The sequence below is a fragment of the Dolichospermum flos-aquae CCAP 1403/13F genome (assembly GCF_012516395.1).
GTDB lineage: Bacteria > Cyanobacteriota > Cyanobacteriia > Cyanobacteriales > Nostocaceae > Dolichospermum > Dolichospermum lemmermannii.
The window spans coordinates 4,673,155-4,692,380 of the sequence record NZ_CP051206.1; the positions used below are offsets into that span (position 1 = coordinate 4,673,155).

Consider the following 19,226-nt stretch of genomic DNA (forward strand, 5'->3'; position numbering starts at 1 on the left):
CTTGATTTAATCTAATTAATTTAATTGGTTAATTTAGAGTCTGGATGTTCATATTCTAATTTATCTACAAGCGATAAAAAACAACGAGTAGAATATTCTAAAGCAGTTTTCTCATTGTCAATTTTTGCTAAAGCTTCTATTTTTTTATTTCTTAATTGTTCTGTTCTTTCTTTAGCTGCGATTTCTTTATCATATACAGATGTTTGCAATTCTTGATCAATAAAATCAATAATATCTGTAAGTATTTCCTTTGAAAAAAATTGAAACTTGGGAGGTAATTTAGGTGTTACTATTTCCAGGATTGTTTTAGTAGTTTTACCAAAATATTTTTTGAGTCTATCCCATAAAGTTAAATTAGCTTTGACTTCTTGAACCTGTTCTTCAGATTTTTTCTTCTCCTCATTAATCATTTTTCTTAACTCTTCTTGTAGCTTATCAGGTAGAATACAAGCTATAGGTAATTCTATATTATAAGGTTTAGGTAGTTTTCCTGTTTTTTTCATACTACCATCAGTTTGTTGTTCTGCAAAACCTTTACCAACTGAACTAACAGGAATTAATCGAATAACACCTTTATCATTTCCATTATTATTACTCCGAGTCATAATAATATTGCGGAACTGCTCTATTTCTAACAGATGATTTTTAACTTCTTCTAGGGTATATTCATCTTCTATTAAATCCCATTTACTAATAATAAAATGAATAGATTCATTTGTATTTTGCATTAAATTCAATACGTTTGCCAATTCTTTAGTTACCCATATATTACCTGACTCTTCACCCTTAATATATGAAAGTAACCGCGAACCATCTATTAAACCTAATAAAACATCTGCATTTTTTATTGTCTCACCAAATTTTTCAACTTGTGTACGATCATCTTTTCCCTCTGTTAGTATTTCACCTGAATAATCTGTATACTGAAATTGACAAGCTGAATAAATACCTTTCTGAGTCTGTATTTTACAAGTAAATTTCCAATTAGATATACCATTGACAAATTGTGTTGATTCTGGCCATTTTTTACCAGTAGCAACTTCAGTATAAATCTGATTTAGAATTATTCGTTGAGCATCATCTACCGCCAAGAAAAATCCTGATTCTCCCTGTGTTGAGAGTTTATGATACATACTCCCTAAAAACACAGTTTTACCTGAACCAGATGGACCCAAAATAACTACATTATAAGTTGGTAGCATAAATTGTCTCTAAGTATCAATACAGTAATTTTTCGATTTTTTACCCCACGTTATATCTATCATCTTTTTTTATTATCTAAAAGACTGTTTAATACTGTGTTTTGTAATGAACTGTTAAAGAAATGTATTAAAATAGCTTAGAATGATGCGTAAAAATACGCTATAATTCCTGAAAACCTTATCATGATTTAATTTTATGGATGTTACAGAAATTTTACAATTTGCAGATCAATTGATCTTAAATAAAACAGGAAAACGTTTAGATGATCTGCAAAAAACTGTAATTACAGGAGTTTATGATGGAAAAACTTATGAAACAATAGCAGATGAATGTCATCGCAGCGAAAGTCGCGTTAGAAGTGTTGGACGTAAACTATGGCAAATTTTATCAGAATCTTTAGGAGAAGATGTTAATAAGCATAATTTTTGTTGGACTATAGAAAGAGTTATTAATTCTCAGCTTGTTAATATTGTTAATAGTAATATTCATTATTGTCATAATAATAAAGAATCTTCTGAAAATACAGAACAAAGTATTAAAGATCAAGTCTATCACGATTTAACCATTGCTCCTAAAATTAATCGTTTTTGTGATCGCACTGCGGAAATTGATACTTTATCCAATTGGATATTAAATCAAAATACTCATTTAATCTCAATCTTAGGATTATCCGGTATTGGTAAAACCACACTCGTTAAAAGATTTATAGACTTACATCAACAAAAGTTTGATGCTATAGTTTGGAGAAGTTTAAAATTCCCCCAATCTTTAAATTTATTACTTGATGATTTACTAAAACATCACAAATTAGACTCATTACCAACAATAAATGATAAATTAAAACAATTATTTGATATTCTCACAAATAAAAAATGTTTAATTATCCTTGATGATTTACAAAATATCTTTATTCCTAGTCAATTCGCGGGAAAATATCAACCAGAATATCAAGATTATCAAACCCTATTCAAAATGATTACAGAAACCCAACATCAAAGTAGCGTCATATTAATTAGTCAAGAACAATGTCCAGAAATGGAATGTTTAGATGAAGAACTATATCCTATTAAATCTTTAGAATTATCAGGTTTAGATAATCCAGAAATTCTCAAAAATACCGGATTAAAAAATAAGGATAGTTGGTTAAAATTAATCAAATTATATGAAGGTAATTTACTGTATTTAAAAAGTATTAGTATCCTAATCAATAAAAATTATGATGATCAAGTTGCTGATTTTTTAGCTGAAAATACTTTACATATTACCAATCAAATGCAGTCTCATTTTCAAGAGACATTTCACCACCTATCACCCCAAGAACAACAAATAGTATTAGAACTAAGTAAATTTGAAAACCCTATTTCCAGAGAAGAATTAAGACAAAGTTTAAATTTATCCTCAGTTGATTTTAATAATGGTTTACAATCCTTACAACAACGGTATTTAGTCACGAAAATAAAAGAAGATAGAATTCTGTTTAAATTATCTCCAGTTTTTCAAGAATATATGAGAAATCCGGGGCTAGTTATCTAGTTGAATCTGGTAATGGATAATTTGTGATAAAATCCCTGTATTTATCCTGTTCATCCTTTAATCCTGGACATCCTGATTCAGACAATTACCTAACCAATTGCATTGCTGAATTAAAAAACTGCCGACATAAACCTTTGGTAATTAAAATAGTTGTTAATAAGTTTGTGACAGCCACCATAAAAATAATTAAAATCTCGTAGGATACAGCCTCTAGTGGTGCAACACCAGCTAATAATTGTCCATTGGTAAAAGTTGGTATTGTTACCATACCAATCAACATCATTTGATTCAAAGTCGGCATAATTGCGGCGCGAATCGCTTCTTTGCGGTAGGGCTTAATCGCCTGTTCAGGAGTTGCACCTAAACTTAAATGAGTTTCTATTTCCGTGGGAAATTGGTTGATACTACTAACTAAACGTTCTCCGGCTATGGCGGCTGCATTCATGGCATTACCCAGCAAAATGCCAGCTAAAGGAATGATATAACGTGGTTCATACCATCTTTCTGGTTGAATAATTAAAAAATTGGTATAAAGCAATGTTAAGGACGTGCTGACAAAAATCGCACTTCCAGCTAAAGGTAAAACTTGTGGAATTTTTTGACTGATGCGGTTGCGAGTAATAATTACAGTAATTGTCAAAATTATTGCTAAAATTCCCAGTACCGCCCAAACATTGTTAACGGCAAAAATGAAGTCAAAAGTGTATCCTAATACAAGTAGTTGGAGGATAGTTCTACCAGTAGCTACGCTTAAATTTAATTCTAGTCCTAATTGCTCCCACGCCGATATCCCAATGGCAACAGCCATTAAACCAATAGCTAAAGCCAAATCTACCATATCCAATTTGATTAGCTCTGGCATAGTTTGTCTACCTCTTAACGATTGAAAACTTTACGTATTACAGGGAATAGGGAACAGGGAAATCTTTTGAATTCTTCCTTCTTTATCCTGACAACTGACAACTGTACGGGCGAAGCATTTGGAGAACTATTTTTGGCAATGACCGATAATTTATCTTCCAAATGCTTCGCCCCTACTAACAACTGACCACTGTACGGGCGAAGCATTTGGAGAACTATTTTTGGCAATGACCGATAATTTATCTTCCAAATGCTTCGCCCCTACTAACAACTGACAACTGTACGGGCGAAGCATTTGGAGAACTATTTTTGGCAATGACCGATAATTTACCTTCCAAATGCTTCGCCCCTACTAACAACTGACAACTGTACGGGCGAAGCATTTGGAGAACTATTTTTGGCAATGACCGATAATTTACCTTCCAAATGCTTCGCCCCTACTAACAACTGACCACTGACAACTAAAATAAAACCTCATGATTAAAAGTGTAAATTCGATTCCGGCCTTTGATATTAAACAACAATATGCCACCATTGAAACTGAAGTAAGTGCTGCTGTCTTAGCGGTTCTGGCTTCTGGGCGTTATATTGGTGGTCCAGCAGTTACAGATTTTGAACAACAGTTTGCAGCTTATCATGGCGTAAGCGAATGCGTAACTTGTAACTCTGGTACTGATGCCCTATTTTTAGCATTACGCGCTTTAGGAATTGGTGCAGGTGATGAAGTTATTACTACACCCTTTACTTTTTTTGCGACAACAGAAGTTATCAGTGCGGTAGGGGCAATACCAGTATTTGTAGATATTGATGCGACTACCTTTAATTTAGATGTAGAAAAAGTAGCAGCAGCGATTACAGCAAAAACCAAGGCAATTATGCCAGTGCATTTATTTGGACTCCCTGTAGATATGACAGGATTAATGGAGATTGCCAAAGCTCATAATTTAGCAGTAATTGAAGATTGCGCTCAAGCTACCGGTGCAAGTTGGGAAAATCAAAAAGTTGGGAGTATTGGACATATTGGTTGTTTTAGTTTTTACCCTACCAAAAATCTCGGTGGTTGCGGTGATGGTGGGGCAATTACCACAAATGATCCAGCGATCGCTACTCAATTGCGAATTTTGCGGGAACATGGTAGTAAAGTAAGATATATTCATGAAGAAATCGGTGTCAATAGTCGTTTAGATGCTATTCAAGCCGTAATTCTGCAAATCAAACTCCGCTATCTCGATCTTTGGAATAACAGACGCAAGCAAATCGCTGATTATTATTACCAACACCTCAGCCAAGTTTCTGATATTATTGTCCCCCAGGAATTTACCTCCGGAGTTGGTGTTTGGAATCAATACACCATTCGCATCTCTGGAGAAAGACGTAATGGTGCAAGTGGTAAATATCGAGATTCCGTAAAAAACCAAATGCAGGAACAGGGTGTTAATTCCATGATTTACTATCCCTTACCTTTGCATTTGCAACCAGTATATAAAAATTTAGGTTATCAACCAGGACAATTGCCAGTATCAGAACAAGCAAGTCAAGAAGTTTTATCTTTACCCATGTTCCCAGAATTGGAGCAAGAACAACAAGATAAAGTCATTGATACTTTGAAAAATTGTTTATCTTGAATTGTTCAGAGATCAGGGGTGCAGGGGTCAAGGGGCAGGGAGAATGTTGATCTTACCTCTTACCTCTTACCTCTTACCTGTTCCCTGTTCCCTGTTCCCTGTTCCCTCTTACGCAAATGTGCGAGTATTTGCAGTCGCTAAAGCTTCTACTAAACTCCGCACGGCAGCAATCATAGCGATTTCGCTGTTGAGTTGGTTGATAGCTGAACCAACACCAACACCAGATGCACCAGCAGCGATCGCTAAAGGTGCAGTAACATTAGAAATACCAGAAGCACACAGTACAGGTACAGAAACCGCACGGGCAATTTCATAAGCTGCGGCTAAAGTGGGAGCAGCCTTTTCAATTAAACCCAAAGTACCAGGGTGAATAGGATTGCTGCTAGTACCACCTTCAGTTTGAATAATATCAGCACCAGCTTTCACCAAATCTTCAGCCAGTTGTACCTGTTGGTCTAAGGTGAGAATATGGGGAACAGTCACAGATAGGGTAATTTCTGGCAGCAAGGCACGGGTTTGGCGAGTTAGTTCCAAAACCTCAGCAGCTTCAAATCTGCGTCCTTGGGCGTAGAAAGAATCGAAATTACCAATTTCAATCAAATCCGCACCAGCAGCCACAGCAGTGACAAACTTTTCTGGTTCAACCGCAGATACACAAATAGGTAACTTAGTCAAGCTTTTCGCCAATCTTACCAAATCCACATCAGCAGCAATATCCACAAAAGTCGCACCACCCAAATCAGCCGCTTTTACAGTTGCAGCCACACTAGCAGCATTGAAATTATTCAAACCGCTAATTACCTTTAGTACAGGATGAGCAAATGCCCGGTTGAGGTTAGGATACATAGTCATAATTTTTCTTTTGCAGCTTATTTCAGTAGGAATATTTTTACACTAAATATAGCAATATTTAATTTTGAAAAAAATTCAGTCCACTTCACTCCAGTAATTTCCTCAATTAAATAGTAGTGAAGTGTCTGTAATTATGGATACTACTGGTAGATGTGTTTTTAATGACCTGACACCAATAATTTATATTTTGCCTGTACTTGGAATCAAATAAAACTTCGACATTTACTTATCTTAAACAGCAACTTTTTCCTCAAGGGGCTTAAAAGTCTTTTTCGTCGCACCGCAAATAGGACAATTCCAATCATCAGGAATATCTGCAAACGCTGTACCTGGTGCAATTCCCGAATCAGGATCACCAGTAACCGGATCGTAAATCATACTGCATTGTCTACAAATCCATTTTTGCGTTTGCGGATCTTCACTGACAACTCTAGTGACAGCTTCTCCACCGTTTAATACTTCTAAGGCTTCAGTGTAGCGATCTGCGTGATGATTTTCAATGAATTTAAGTAATCCAAAACGATGGGCTGCGGTGCGAAATGTGTTAGCATGATCACTAGATTCTTGAGCTTGTTGGAGAAATTCTGCTGCTGCGGGATGATCTCGATCAGTTTGGGCAGCAGCAGCGAATTCAGGATACATTGTTGTATATTCATAGGTTTCACCTGCGATCGCTAAAGACAAACAACGAGAGATAATTTCCCGTTTTTGTGCATCAGTTAAAACCGCTGCGTCTTTAACTACAAGTTCTGGATGTAATAATTCAAAATGTGCAAAAGCGTGTTCAGTTTCTTGATCTGCTGTTTCTTTAAAAAGTTTCGCTAAATCGGAAAAACCCAGTTTACGTGCTACTGCTGCAAAAAATAGGTATTTACGATTTGCCATTGATTCCCCACCAAAGGCTGATTCTAAATTTTGTAGTGTAGTAAAATTGGACAAATCCATAATTGGTGAATCTCTATGAGAGGTTATTGCATTATATTAAAACATATACTTTAAAATTTGGTTAAAATGATTACTAACGAATTACCAAAATGCGTCGAGATTATTGCCAAACAACGGCAGTTTTTCCAAACTGGTAAAACGAAAAATGTTACTTTTCGGATTGGACAACTCAAAATCCTCAAACAATTAGTAATTGAGAATAAAACAGCAATTATTCAAGCATTAAAAGCCGATTTACGTAAACCAGAATTTGAGAGTTACGCTACAGAAATCGGTGTGAATAAAGAAATTGATTATGCTCTCAAACATATCAATACTTGGACAAAACCCAAAAAAGCAGCCGTTCCTTTAGACTTATTTCCATACTCGGCTAAAATATATCCAGAACCGTTAGGAGTAATTTTAATTATCAGTCCTTGGAATTATCCCTTTCAGTTAATTATCTCACCTTTGGTTGGGGCGATTGCTTCGGGAAATTGTACCATCATTAAACCTTCAGAACTTGCGCCTCATACTTCCAATTTAATCACAGAACTTATTCATAAATACTTTGATCCAGAATATATTACAGTTGTCCCTGGAGCAGTCGAAACTAGTCAACAGTTACTAGCAGAAAAATTTGATCACATCCTTTTTACGGGTGGGACAGCCATTGGTAAAATTGTCATGGAAGCTGCTGCAAAACATCTCACTCCAGTGACTTTGGAATTGGGGGGAAAAAGTCCTTGTATCATTGATACAGATATCAATCTAGAACATACCGCCAAACGCATTATCTGGGGTAAATTTATTAATGCTGGACAAACTTGTATTGCCCCGGATTATTTGTTGGTAGATGCTAAAATTAAACCAAATTTAGTTAATGCTTTGCAAAAATGTCTCAAAGAATTTTATGGTGAAAATCCTGCTAATAGTCCCGATTATGCCAGAATTATTCATCAAAAACATTTTGACAGATTAGCTAATTTACTCAAATGTGGTAAAGTGATTATTGGTGGTGAAACTAACCGTGAAGAACTTTATATTGCTCCCACTTTGTTAGAAAATGTTTCTTTAGAAGATGCAGTTATGCAAGAGGAGATATTCGGGCCAATTTTACCAATCATTGAATATACAGATATCAATGAAGCTATTACCTTAATTAACTCTAGACCAAAACCCCTGGCTTTATATTTATTTTCCCAAAACAAAAACCTGCAAAACCGCATTTTACAGGAAACATCATCTGGGGGAGTATGTATTAATGACACAGTAATGCAGGTTGCTGTTTCTTCTTTACCATTTGGGGGTGTGGGTGATAGTGGGATGGGTAGCTATCACGGTAAAGCTGGTTTTGACACTTTTTCTCATGACAAAAGTGTCTTGCAAAACTCATTTCGTTTAGATATAAATTGGCGATACGCACCCTATCAAGGTAAATTATCGCTGTTGAAAAAAATTATTGGTATTTAAAATTCCAGGAATCACAGAGTTAGAATTTAACTTGAGGATTTTCTAGGAATTCCAATCTATACTTCAATACCTTAGCAAAATTGAAAAAAGCCTTGATTCGTAGGTATTGATACAAAAAATGGCTTAATTGTTTGATTCTCCAGGTAGGGGTAAAGCGCAGTGCTAAACCCTTACACATTTAGGTTTTTAGTAATCTTGTAAAAATTCAAATCTCAGCCGTCACGAGTATAAATTTATTCTAACTCCTGAATTGGAGACTACTGAATTCTTCTTTAAGATTCTTCTGTTTCTTCTTCCTCAGTCGTTGGATAGACGAATTTAGAACGGCCACTCAAAATGGATTTACCAAGGGAAAGAGCTTTTTGCGCTTCAACAACAGCCTTGTGTCTCCAGGTAGCGCGACGTTTATCTCGTTTAGATTTTGATGTTTTCTTCTTAGGAACAGCCATGACAGCGGTATATCGTGATTCTTGACAACCTTCCTATTGTAAGCGATCAATTGACATTATGGTACTATTAAAAGAACTGTTATCCAAATCATCGCTAAAGATTAAGGACTGGAATGCTTGTCATCTATTGATCAAAGAACAGTAACAAGCGGGCTGTTTTGAAGTAAATTGCCCGCTTGTTGGGGATCAGGAAGTTTTTTCCATTGAGGACGACTGACTTTTAATGATAAGATTGGTGCGATCGCTTCCGTCGTTAACCATAAAGGAACTGCTAAGAACAGCCAAACTCCACTGTCAGTAACCCAGCCCTAAAGGGACTGAGTTTCCCGCTTACCGCGTGATCTTATGAATAATTCGGATTTTTTTGCCAACTTGGCTAATAATTGAAACGAGGATCACTGAAAATGGTTGTTCTGTATAAATCCTGAACATAAACTTGTAGCTCCTGAGTGATCGATCATGGAAATCGAGTGCAAGTATTTTACGATTATTTATGTTGTATAAACTACAACAAATTTCATCAAGAGGTGAAGAGTAACTAAACTATAAGAGGTTGTTTGAAAAGTATTATATGAAACCCATAATCTCCAAAAACCTAACCCCCCTCCCCCCCTTCCCTACAAGGGAATGGGGGTTTTAAAGCCTCTCCCCTACCAGGGGAGAGGTTTGGAGAGGGGTCTGTTTACACATTAAAAACTTTTAAAACATCCTCTAAGATGTAAGTTAGCTTTGTGGTGAAAGCCCAGTGCTAACAGCAATTTCAGGCAAACAACAAACAACCGACAAAGAGCGGGATGGTAAATTACTGGGCGATCGCCATCGGCATTAATCAATATCAATCGTTTCAACCTCTCAGTTGCGCTCAAGCCGATGCTGAGGCAATTAAGGATTTTTTGGTGACACAAGCAGGTTTTCTTCCCGAAAAATGCCTGTTAATGACAAATACTTCACCCCCCATAGGAGAGCAATCCTCCTATCCGACAAAGGAAAACATCCTCTCGTTGCTAGAAGAATTAGCAGCCACATTCTGGCAGCCAGAGGACTGTCTATGGTTATTTTTTAGCGGCTACGGGGTTAACCACAAAGAACAAGATTATTTAATGCCAGTCGCAGGGAATCCTGATCAAGTTCCCGAAACCGGGATAGAAGTGCGATCGCTCTTACAGAGTCTACAAGTTACCGGACTCAATATCTTACTCATCTTTGATATTAATCGCGCTTTTGGGACTCAAGCCGATGCACCCGTAGGACAAGAAATCATCGAACTAGCCCAAGAACTGCAAATGGGGGCAATTATTTCCTGTCAACCTGAAGAATTTTCCCATGAAAGCACAGAATTAGGTCATGGTTTCTTCACAGCAGCATTATTAGAAGCCTTGGGTTCTGCAAAAGGCTACAACTTTGCCGATTTAGCCGCTTATCTGACTTATCTTACTCCCAAACTTTGTCAACACCACTGGCGGCCAGTCCAAAACCCTGTGACTATCATTCCCTCTCAACAGCCAGCTATTTTACCCACGTTGACATTAGATGAAAACTCAGAAGCACTAATTTTCCCAGCAGAAAGTTTTGCTATCACCCGGACTGCACCTCCTCTAGAAAATAGTCCCTCTAGCGCCACAGACAAGGCTTGGTGGACAGAGAATGCCTCAGTAGAGACTACTTTAAGCCAAATAAAGACAGGGGGAAATTTAGCACTTCCACCAACCTCAGAGTCACTTATTAGCAGCAATTACACCTTAGCAACTTCCCCAGCATCCAAACCGGGGGGCAGATTTATTCCCGCTCTCCCCACAGCTAACACCTATCCTTCATCCCAGTCCGAGCTACCAATTTGGCAACAGTTTATTATTTGGGGTGGCGGTATTATGGTGGTAGTAGGTTTAATTACTACATTTTTACTCCGTAATCATGAGAGTTTCCGGTTTAAAAATTTCTCAAAAACAGTATCTAATCATCGGACTAGCAAACTTCCACTTCCCCAAATATTTCCCACTCCTCAAAATCCTAGTACAGCCCAAATCAATTCAAATACAGACTCTCATCAACGTAATCAAGCTATTTCCGACCTAGAAAAAATGTCTCTTGTCCCTACTCAACCGAGTAATTTAAGTATTGCGATCGCTAAAGCCCAAAGAACTCCAGCGAACGCACCACTACACGCCAAAGCTCAGGAGAATATTCAGGTTTGGTGTCAAATGATTTTAGAGTTGGCACAAGCACAAGCCAAACAAGGAAAATATGAAAATGCGATAGCAACTGCCCAGTTAATTACCAAAAAAGAGCCACTTCATACCCAAGCCCAAACTGTCATTCAAAAATGGCAACTAGAAGCCAAGCAATATGTAAGCAATAAAACTCTCTTAGATGCAGCTACAGCTTTGATCATTCCTGAACAAGCATCTACATATAATCGCGCTATCGAAGTAGCCAAAAAAATCCAAAAAGGACAACCTGGGTTTGAAATTGCCCAAACGTCAATTAATCAGTGGAGTGAAAAAATTTTAGATTTAGCCAAAATCCGCGCCACTCAAGGAGATTTTAATGCCGCTGTCGCCACTGCTATATTAGTCCCAAAAGTGACGATTGCTTATGAAGATGCTCAGGATGCTATCCAAAAATGGCAACAGCAAAAGAATTAGTCAGTTGTCAGTTGTCAGTTGTCAGTTGTCAGTTGTCAGTTGTCAGTTGTCAGTTGTCAGTTGTCAGTTGTCAGTTGTTCGTTGTCAGTTGTAAAACTACTACCTATTACCCATTACCTATTACCCATTACCCATTACCCATTACCCATTACCCATTACCTATGACCCATTAGCAATATTGGGAAATATCTTCGCCACAGGTATCAGCTAGATAGCACATCGCTTTAAATCGCAAACCTACTACTTCTTCGTATAAAGGATTAAGTTTACACATTGGCGGAATGTGAAACAGTGTTTTCCCAAATACTTTGACATCACGCTCAAATGGACACTGAGCCGGAATGTATTTACACAAACGATGAGCTAATAGGCGATCGCTTACTTGGATGTTATCTAGCCAATTACGCACAGGACGCAAAAAGTCCCAAATAGAATCAGCTGCAACATGGTGCAATGGATTAACATTAGCTGCACTAGCCTCTACTGGATTTATAGAAATCCAACTTGCTAAAAAAATATTTTTGCTGGTATTTTTAGATACTTTCACAGTAATTCCTCTTTTCTTATGAGGGTATTCACTTGACTAATGAATATAGAGTATGACAAGAACCTGAAGCACAGAACAGGAAGGAAATTCTGTAAGAGGTGTAATTAACTGCTTCCTCTGATTGAATCTATATGTTAATACGTCAATCCGACCATAATTTCCCAAAAAGCAATACTGTACTTGTTCAATCTTATTAGTAACTTGGCACAGTTAAAATTCTAATAAAGACATCTGCCTTTAGTTGTGATTTCTTTTAACTGCAACAAAACTTATTATAGCAATAATTATGAATAATTAAGATTAAGAAAAATATTCTTACATAGCTAAATCTAGTCCGTGATTTTTACTAAATTTGTCATTTATAGTACCTTTTCCTTAACCTATCTAAGTATTGGTGTTGCTATTGAGCTTTACTTGTAGTCCTCTGAGCTTATTGATAGTCCTTACTTTTGGCTGTGGCATCCTCTCTGCCTACTTTCTCAATGACACCATAGCCCTAATTTTTACACCCATCGCTTTAAGTCTAACTCTATCTTTAGGCTTAAATCCCATTCCCTACTTATTAGCTGTAGCCGGTGCGACTAACATTGGTTCTGTTACCACACTAAGCGGTAATCCCCAAAATAACTCCCAAACAAAAACGCAAAGATGCCAAAAAACACCTTTGCGCCTTTGCTCCTTAGCGTCTCTGCGCGAAATAATTCTTTAAGAAGCAACCGCAGTAGAACGGGTGCGTCGTCTTCTACCATCAGAAACCTTAGCAGCAGGTTCTTCAGGGACTTGCATCAACAACGTCAGAGAAGGTTGACATTGCAACTCTCTCCGCATAGAACGAGCCAATTCACGCTCTAATGTTTCCTGCAAACCACCCCAATCTGTATCAGCGGGTTGTCCTTCAACAGGTGAAAACTCTGACCAACGGACGCTGAGAATTTCTTCAATGCGTTGTTGTACCCATTTTTGCAACAGCGATCGCTCGATACTTGTCACCACACCCTGCATGAGAAGTTCTGGTTTAGCCATCAGCTTACCACTCCAATCAATAGCAGCAGCAATAGTCACAGTCCCTTCAGAAGCCATGCGTTGGCGTTCTTGCAACACTTTAGAACTAACCATACCAGAACTCGAAGTATCCACCAATTCAATCCCTGCTGGCACTTTCCCAGCAACGCGGATAGAATGTTCTGTCAACTCAATGACATCCCCATTTTCGATAATGATCATATTTTCTGCCGGAATGCCCATACTTTGAGCAGTTTCCGAATGCTTGACTAACATCCGATGTTCACCGTGAAATGGCACAAAGAACTTGGGACGAGTTAAAGCAATCATCAGCTTTTGTTCTTCCTGACAACCGTGGCCAGAAACGTGAATCCCCTTATCCCGTCCATAGACCACTTTTGCCCCCTGAATCATCAATTTATCAATGGTATTAACCACCGCAATTGTATTACCAGGAATGGGGTTAGCAGAGAATAAAACCGTATCTCCTTGGCGAATTTTGATATGGGGGTGTTCTTTATTAGCAATTCTTGTCATTGCTGCCATTCTTTCACCCTGAGAGCCAGTAGTTAAAATCAGCACTCTTTCATCTGGCATTCCCCGCACAGTATGCAACGGTTGGAACAGGCTATCTTCACATTTGATATAACCTAAATTGCGGGCATGGGCGATTAAATTCAGCATGGAACGCCCAACAATCGTCACTACACGATTATGTTTTCTTGCTAGTTGCAAAATCATGTTAATGCGATGGACGCTAGAAGAAAAGGTCGTTATAAATAAGCGTCCAGTTGCGTGGGAAAATTCTCGGTCAAGATTAGGAAAAACAGCCCGTTCAGAAGGTGTAAATCCTGGCAATTCTGCGTTAGTGGAATCACTCAATAAGCAAAGTACGCCTTTTTCACCATGTTCTGCCAGACGTTGTAAGTCGAACTTCTCACCATCTACGGGAGTATGATCAATTTTAAAATCTCCGGTGTGGATAACTACGCCTATTGGTGTATGAATAGCAACAGTGAAGCTATCAGCAATGGAGTGGGTGTTACGGATATATTCAACTAAGAAATGTTTGCCAATTCGCACCATGTCCCGGGGCATAACTGTTCTTAATTCTGTGCGATCTTTTACCCCAGCTTCTTCTAATTTACCCTCTAGCATTGCCATTGCTAGTCTTGGTCCATGAATCACTGGAATATCAAATTGCTTCAAGTGAAAAGCAATTCCCCCAATATGGTCTTCATGACCATGAGTGACGATCATCCCTTTAATTTTGTGGCGATTTTCTCGTAGATAAGTTGTGTCAGGTAATACAATATTTACTCCGTGCATGGCTTCTGTGGGAAATGCCAATCCTGCGTCTAAAAGGACAATTTCGTCTTCATACTCGAAAACGCAAGTATTTTTACCTATTTCGTGTAAACCGCCCAAAGGAATAATTTTGAGAGCGGAATTAGCTTCGTTTTTAACCATTTTGTCCTGGATATTTTTGTTAGTTGTGAATCAGTTGATAGTTCGGTTTCTGGGATGAAAGAAAAGACCAAATTTCTGTTTAAATTTAGTTTTTGATGGAGTCCTATTCAATTTTGTTTACCGAAAACGGACTTAAAACTGAATGATTTTTATATGAGTCAGTTGTAGCACAGGTGTTTAAATTGCAATAAAGTAACAATTTGTACACATTATTTATAAATCACTCACCTATTGTGGCTGGGATTAAATTCAGTTTTTGCATGACTGACTCTAATTTTTTAGATACATCTGTATCAGCGTCACACAGGGGTAGACGAGTTGAACCTACTTCCCAACCTTGCAGTTTTAGTGCTTCTTTGACAGGAATGGGATTGGTAGTTAAAAATAAAGCTTTAAACAATGGGAACAGTTGCAGATGAATGTCGGTAGCAATTTCAGTTTTTCCCACTTTCCATGCTTGAATCATTTCTTGGATTTGATTACCCACTAAATGAGAAGCTACACTGACTATACCTTGAGAGCCGATCGCTAACATGGGCAGGGTTAAAGAATCATCTCCAGCGTAAATCTCAAATTCTTTTGGTGTCAAGCGACGGATTTCACTCACTTGATCTAAGTTACCACTGGCTTCTTTAATGGCAACAATGTTATTAATTTCTGCTAACTTGACCACTGTTTCTGAACTGAGGTTTTGACCTGTGCGCCCAGGAACGTTATATAACATCATTGGCAGGTCGGGACAGCATTGTGCTATTGCTTGGAAATGTCGATATAATCCAGCTTGTGGCGGTTTGTTGTAGTAGGGAACTACTTGTAAAGAACCATGTACTCCTATCTTAGCGGCTTTTTGGGTGGCAGCGATCGCTTCTTTGGTGTCATTAGAACCACATCCAGCCATTACTTTAGCTTTACCTGCTACAGTTTGCAATACCTCAGCAAATAATTGGTATTCTTCGTCCCAAGTCAGGGTTGGGGATTCCCCTGTTGTTCCACACACCACCAATGTATCTGTACCGTTGTTAACTAGATAATCTGCTAGTTTGGCAACTACATCATAATTAATACTACCGTCTGCTTTAAACGGCGTAATCATAGCGGTTACAACTGTTCCAAAATCTCCCACACTCTTTTCTCTCCTAATTTGTTAGTTGTCAGTTGTCGGTTGTCAGTAGGGGCGAAGCATTTGGAAGATAAATTATCGGTCATTGCCAAAAATAGTTCTCCAAATGCTTCGCCCGTACAGTTGTCGGTTATTTGTTATTAATTAATGGTGACAAATGACTGAATTTAAACTTATACTGTAGTCAATTTTAGTAAATTTTTTCTACTAATAATTCGGCAATTTGCACTGCATTTAAAGCTGCACCTTTACGAATTTGATCGCCACATAGCCACAATTCTAAACCGCAAGCATGAGAAATATCCTGACGAATTCTGCCTACTAAAACTTCATCTTTACCACTGGCATCTATGGGCATAGGGAAATAATTTGCTTGCCAATCTTCCACTAATTTAACACCAGGTGATTTTCTTAAAATTTCTCTGGCCTCATCTGGATCAAAAGGTGTTTCAAACTCTAGATTAATCGCCTCAGAATGGGCGCGGAGGACGGGAACCCGTACACAAGTCGCGGTAATTCTGATTTCTTGACTACCAAAGATTTTGCGGGTTTCGTTCACCATTTTCATTTCTTCCTCACAATATCCCCAAGCTGTCATCGGAGAATTATGGGTAAATAAATTAAATGCCAATGGGTAAGGTAAAACTTCCGCTACAGGTTGTTTTCCTTGTAGTATAGCGTCACTTTGGATTTTTACTTCCTCCATGGCCTGAGCACCAGCACCACTAGCAGATTGATAGGTAGCAGCTACAATCCTTTTAACTGGTTTGACTTGATGTAAAGGCCACACTGCCAAGGACATAAGAATCGTTGTACAGTTGGGATTGGCAATAATTCCTTTGTGAGTAAATGCGGCTTGGGGATTTACTTCTGGAACTACCAAGGGGACATCCGGGTTCATCCGAAAGGCACTGGAATTATCAATTACCACTGCTCCTTTTTGCACAGCTATCCCAGCCCATGTTTTGGAGATGCTACCCCCAGCACTAGCTAAGACTATATCTATATTTTCTAAACTGCGATCGCTCACAGCTTCAACTGGGATATCTTCCCCTTTGAATCTGAGTGTTTTTCCCGCACTGCGTTCTGATGCCAACAATTTTAAATCAGCTAGGGGAAAATTTCGACTTTCTAGTAATTCCAGCAACTCCGTACCTACAGCACCAGTTGCACCCAAAATAGCTACACGATAGGACTTAGACAAACTCGACTCCTCCTCTAAGAGGTAATTAGCACTTTTTTTTCGGACAACTTAAAAATTAAATGTTTCTGTCGTTCCGCTCAACAGCAGATTTTAAATAGTAAAATTTGCATATTTTTGTGATTATATCTCAGTTTTTGATGGTTATTAAGGAATTTGAGACTTTGTTATTCATATGGCAAAATTAACTGATACCATGGTCTACAGCAATTTAAGTTATAGCGATCAAATATAGTTATATACTATCGTATAATATTCTATTATACGGCAAACTGCAAAAAAAAAGAAAAAGAAGCGCGATTAATATTTTAGGTATTTTTAAGAAGCCCGATCTGTAAAGTTATGTTACCGGAGTTAAGGCTACCATTGAAGAATACCATAAAGTGTTTTGTCCCTGACTTTTGGCAGTATACTGGATATCTCCCTAAGGAGATTCATAAGCATTTTTAGCTGAATGATAGCTAGTCAGTGGATAATCACGTCTTGAAGACAGCGTGTAAGCTGAAGTCGGGATAACTGAATCCCCATTGGTGTCAACTTAACGCAAAACCCCATCCGGCAAGGAACTCAAGCTCTTTGCTAATAATAAAAGTTATCTTTTGATGACTAAACACTAGGCAAATTTATTAGTCCGTTAAAACGGACTTGAGCTATGAGACAGGGAATTTATTCCCTGACGGTTGTGGAAGGCAACAGATAAGCCATTTTTAGTTTAAGTTGACACCAATGCCCAATCCCATACCCCCGTTGAAGTAAGAAGTAAATGTCTAGACTTGTCTAGTATTTAGATAGCAGATTAAAATACCAGAAAACAAGAAATAAAGCATGAAAGTTACCCAGGAAAAACTCCCCGCTAGTCAAATTGGTTTAGAAATAGAAATTACATCGGAAATTACCACACAAAAATACGAGCAAGTCCTGAGAAATTTAACTAAAACCGTAAATATTCCTGGGTTTCGTAAAGGCAAAGTACCCCGGCAAATATTAATACAACGTATCGGTACTACTCGCGTTAAGGCAACTGCCCTAGAAGAAATCATTCAAGAAGGGATTGAGCAAGCAATTAAACAAGAAGCAATTACCGCTCTTGGTCAGCCCCAATTACGCTCTTCCTTTGATGATTTGATTAATAGTTATGAACCAGGAAAACCCCTGACTTTTGCGGTGGCTGTGGATGTAATTCCAGAAATCAAGTTAAACCAATACACTGGTTTAGAAGCCAAAGCGGAGGAAATTAAATATGATCCTACCCAGGTAGATACCGTTATTGAAGCCCAAAGAGAAAAGTTAGGAACTTTGGTCCCTGTAGAAGGACGGGCTACGGAAATCGGTGATATGGCAGTAATTGACTTTAAGGGTGTAATTGCTAAAACTGAAGGTGATGATCCTGACAGTGAACCCAAACCAATTCCTGGTGGAGAAGGAACTGATTTTCAAGTTGAGTTACAAGAAGATAAGTTTATTCCCGGTTTTGTGTTGGGGATAGTGGGTATGAACCCTGGGGAAACAAAAGAGGTATCTGCTCAATTCCCAGATCCTTATGGTAACGAAGAATTATCTGGTAAAGCGGCTCTGTTTACCATCACGCTTAAAGAAATTAAAGTTAAAGAATTGCCAGAGTTGGATGACGATTTTGCTCAAGAAGTCAGTGACTTTGAGACATTAGAGGAATTGCGGGCATCATTGACCCAGCGGTATGAAAAAGAAGCCGCAGATAAAACCAGAAATAATCAGCAAGAAGCTTTATTAACAGAATTGCTTAATCATGTCGAAATAGACTTGCCAACAACATTAATTGATCAAGAAGTTGATGCTATGCTGTCACAAACAGCAATGAAGTTGTCTGAGCAGGGAATAGATGTGAAAAAGCTATTTACCCAGGAAATTATTCCCCAATTACGGGATAGATCCAAACCTGAAGCTATAGAACGTCTTAAACGGACTCTATCTTTGCAAGAAATTGGTAAACGCGAATCTATTGAAGTTGCAGCCGCAGAAGTGGAAGCTAGAGTCACAGAATTGCTGACAGAGTATGCTGATCAAGATTTGGATGAAAAGAGATTACGTGGAGTTGTTCAAGAAGAACTTCTCACCACAAAGATTGTTGATTGGTTACTAGAACGTTCTTCTGTGGAACTAGTAGCAGAAGGGTCTTTAACTCCTCCAGAAGAACCAGATTCAGAAGCAGAAGCCGCTGAAGCAGCTCAGGAAGAAGAAACCAGTAATCCTGAGTAATGGGTCATGGGTCATGGGTCATGGGTCATGGGTCATAGGTAAAAGTTCTTTCTTTTACTCTTGCCCCTGCCCCTGCCTCCTGCCTTCTG

The 19,226-nt window shown here is 38.1% G+C and carries 16 protein-coding genes and 1 pseudogene; 7 read left to right on the top strand and 10 right to left on the bottom strand.

Annotated features, from left to right (window positions below; genetic code table 11):
* Window positions 1-20: 20 nt before the first annotated feature.
* Window positions 21-1,202, bottom strand: a complete 1,182-nt coding sequence (locus HGD76_RS22365; RefSeq protein WP_168697072.1) for a TRAFAC clade GTPase domain-containing protein — start codon at window positions 1,200-1,202, stop codon at window positions 21-23.
* Between the two features lie 196 nt (window positions 1,203-1,398).
* Between HGD76_RS22365 and HGD76_RS22370 the strand changes: the two genes are divergently transcribed.
* Entirely contained in the window at window positions 1,399-2,736 is a 1,338-nt protein-coding gene (locus HGD76_RS22370) for a helix-turn-helix domain-containing protein (RefSeq protein ID WP_168697073.1), read from the top strand.
* Window positions 2,737-2,821: 85 nt separating this feature from the next.
* Here HGD76_RS22370 and HGD76_RS22375 read toward each other — a convergent pair whose 3' ends face one another.
* A complete protein-coding gene (locus tag HGD76_RS22375) occupies window positions 2,822-3,598 on the bottom strand; it encodes an ABC transporter permease (RefSeq protein WP_168697074.1) in 777 nt (258 codons plus the stop codon).
* A 14-nt stretch (window positions 3,599-3,612) separates the two neighbouring features.
* Window positions 3,613-3,804: a hypothetical protein gene (locus HGD76_RS25630; RefSeq protein ID WP_233466956.1), complete on the bottom strand. Its 192-nt coding sequence runs from the start codon at window positions 3,802-3,804 to the stop codon at window positions 3,613-3,615.
* 269 nt (window positions 3,805-4,073) lie between these two features.
* Here HGD76_RS25630 and HGD76_RS22385 point away from each other — a divergent pair, with 269 nt between their 5' ends.
* On the top strand, window positions 4,074-5,222 hold the full coding sequence (locus tag HGD76_RS22385) for a DegT/DnrJ/EryC1/StrS family aminotransferase (RefSeq protein ID WP_168697075.1): 1,149 nt from the start codon (window positions 4,074-4,076) through the stop codon (window positions 5,220-5,222).
* Between the two features lie 108 nt (window positions 5,223-5,330).
* On the opposite strand, the gene HGD76_RS22390 is transcribed toward HGD76_RS22385, so the two are convergent.
* Both HGD76_RS22390 and HGD76_RS26155 read right to left on the bottom strand, forming a co-directional pair.
* Window positions 5,331-6,074 (bottom strand): DUF561 domain-containing protein, encoded by a 744-nt coding sequence (locus HGD76_RS22390; RefSeq protein ID WP_168652264.1) that lies wholly within the window; start codon window positions 6,072-6,074, stop codon window positions 5,331-5,333.
* A 231-nt stretch (window positions 6,075-6,305) separates the two neighbouring features.
* Window positions 6,306-7,019 carry a rubrerythrin family protein gene (locus HGD76_RS26155; protein ID WP_168697076.1) on the bottom strand — a complete coding sequence of 238 codons (714 nt, stop codon included), beginning with the start codon at window positions 7,017-7,019 and terminating at the stop codon, window positions 6,306-6,308.
* Window positions 7,020-7,085: 66 nt separating this feature from the next.
* Here HGD76_RS26155 and HGD76_RS22400 point away from each other — a divergent pair, with 66 nt between their 5' ends.
* Window positions 7,086-8,471 carry an aldehyde dehydrogenase gene (locus HGD76_RS22400; RefSeq protein WP_168653548.1) on the top strand — a complete coding sequence of 462 codons (1,386 nt, stop codon included), beginning with the start codon at window positions 7,086-7,088 and terminating at the stop codon, window positions 8,469-8,471.
* A 272-nt stretch (window positions 8,472-8,743) separates the two neighbouring features.
* Here the strand turns inward: HGD76_RS22400 and rpmF are convergent, their stop codons facing one another.
* On the bottom strand, window positions 8,744-8,920 hold the full coding sequence (gene rpmF, locus HGD76_RS22405) for a 50S ribosomal protein L32 (protein ID WP_041457480.1): 177 nt from the start codon (window positions 8,918-8,920) through the stop codon (window positions 8,744-8,746).
* A 794-nt stretch (window positions 8,921-9,714) separates the two neighbouring features.
* On the opposite strand from rpmF, the gene HGD76_RS22410 reads away from it, so the two are divergent.
* Together HGD76_RS22410 and HGD76_RS22415 are read left to right on the top strand one after the other, a co-directional pair.
* On the top strand, window positions 9,715-11,562 hold the full coding sequence (locus HGD76_RS22410) for a caspase family protein (protein WP_168697077.1): 1,848 nt from the start codon (window positions 9,715-9,717) through the stop codon (window positions 11,560-11,562).
* Window positions 11,541-11,735 (top strand): hypothetical protein, encoded by a 195-nt coding sequence (locus tag HGD76_RS22415; RefSeq protein WP_168697078.1) that lies wholly within the window; start codon window positions 11,541-11,543, stop codon window positions 11,733-11,735. The genes HGD76_RS22410 and HGD76_RS22415 overlap by 22 nt, the downstream gene beginning before the upstream one ends.
* On the opposite strand, the gene HGD76_RS22420 is transcribed toward HGD76_RS22415, so the two are convergent.
* Entirely contained in the window at window positions 11,732-12,109 is a 378-nt protein-coding gene (locus tag HGD76_RS22420; protein ID WP_168697079.1) for a Mo-dependent nitrogenase C-terminal domain-containing protein, read from the bottom strand. The two genes, HGD76_RS22415 and HGD76_RS22420, sit on opposite strands and share 4 nt — an antisense overlap.
* A 391-nt stretch (window positions 12,110-12,500) precedes the next feature.
* On the opposite strand from HGD76_RS22420, the pseudogene HGD76_RS22425 reads away from it, so the two are divergent.
* Window positions 12,501-12,734, top strand: a pseudogene (locus tag HGD76_RS22425) (SLC13 family permease); the annotation flags it as partial.
* 80 nt (window positions 12,735-12,814) lie between these two features.
* Here the strand turns inward: HGD76_RS22425 and HGD76_RS22430 are convergent.
* The 3 genes from HGD76_RS22430 to HGD76_RS22440 all read right to left on the bottom strand — a co-directional run bounded on the left by HGD76_RS22430 (window position 12,815) and on the right by HGD76_RS22440 (window position 16,905).
* Complete coding sequence (locus HGD76_RS22430) at window positions 12,815-14,581, bottom strand: ribonuclease J (protein ID WP_015078060.1); 1,767 nt, start codon at window positions 14,579-14,581, stop codon at window positions 12,815-12,817.
* A gap of 220 nt (window positions 14,582-14,801) precedes the next feature.
* The gene (dapA, locus tag HGD76_RS22435) at window positions 14,802-15,704 is read right to left on the bottom strand and encodes a 4-hydroxy-tetrahydrodipicolinate synthase (RefSeq protein WP_168697080.1); all 903 of its coding nucleotides are present in this window, start codon (window positions 15,702-15,704) and stop codon (window positions 14,802-14,804) included.
* 187 nt (window positions 15,705-15,891) lie between these two features.
* Window positions 15,892-16,905, bottom strand: coding sequence for an aspartate-semialdehyde dehydrogenase (locus HGD76_RS22440; protein WP_168697081.1), 1,014 nt, complete (start codon window positions 16,903-16,905; stop codon window positions 15,892-15,894).
* Window positions 16,906-17,727: 822 nt separating this feature from the next.
* Between HGD76_RS22440 and tig the strand changes: the two genes are divergently transcribed.
* Window positions 17,728-19,137 carry a trigger factor gene (gene tig, locus HGD76_RS22445; protein ID WP_168697082.1) on the top strand — a complete coding sequence of 470 codons (1,410 nt, stop codon included), beginning with the start codon at window positions 17,728-17,730 and terminating at the stop codon, window positions 19,135-19,137.
* Window positions 19,138-19,226: the final 89 nt, after the last annotated feature.

Coding starts and splice junctions, on each gene's coding strand:
- HGD76_RS22365 (WP_168697072.1), bottom strand. CDS start 1,202: ATGCTACCAACTTATAATGTAGTTATTTTGGGTCCATCTGGTTCAGGT.
- HGD76_RS22370 (WP_168697073.1), top strand. CDS start 1,399: ATGGATGTTACAGAAATTTTACAATTTGCAGATCAATTGATCTTAAAT.
- HGD76_RS22375 (WP_168697074.1), bottom strand. CDS start 3,598: ATGCCAGAGCTAATCAAATTGGATATGGTAGATTTGGCTTTAGCTATT.
- HGD76_RS25630 (WP_233466956.1), bottom strand. CDS start 3,804: ATGCTTCGCCCGTACAGTGGTCAGTTGTTAGTAGGGGCGAAGCATTTG.
- HGD76_RS22385 (WP_168697075.1), top strand. CDS start 4,074: ATGATTAAAAGTGTAAATTCGATTCCGGCCTTTGATATTAAACAACAA.
- HGD76_RS22390 (WP_168652264.1), bottom strand. CDS start 6,074: ATGACTATGTATCCTAACCTCAACCGGGCATTTGCTCATCCTGTACTA.
- HGD76_RS26155 (WP_168697076.1), bottom strand. CDS start 7,019: ATGGATTTGTCCAATTTTACTACACTACAAAATTTAGAATCAGCCTTT.
- HGD76_RS22400 (WP_168653548.1), top strand. CDS start 7,086: ATGATTACTAACGAATTACCAAAATGCGTCGAGATTATTGCCAAACAA.
- rpmF (WP_041457480.1), bottom strand. CDS start 8,920: ATGGCTGTTCCTAAGAAGAAAACATCAAAATCTAAACGAGATAAACGT.
- HGD76_RS22410 (WP_168697077.1), top strand. CDS start 9,715: ATGGTAAATTACTGGGCGATCGCCATCGGCATTAATCAATATCAATCG.
- HGD76_RS22415 (WP_168697078.1), top strand. CDS start 11,541: ATGGCAACAGCAAAAGAATTAGTCAGTTGTCAGTTGTCAGTTGTCAGT.
- HGD76_RS22430 (WP_015078060.1), bottom strand. CDS start 14,581: ATGGTTAAAAACGAAGCTAATTCCGCTCTCAAAATTATTCCTTTGGGC.
- tig (WP_168697082.1), top strand. CDS start 17,728: ATGAAAGTTACCCAGGAAAAACTCCCCGCTAGTCAAATTGGTTTAGAA.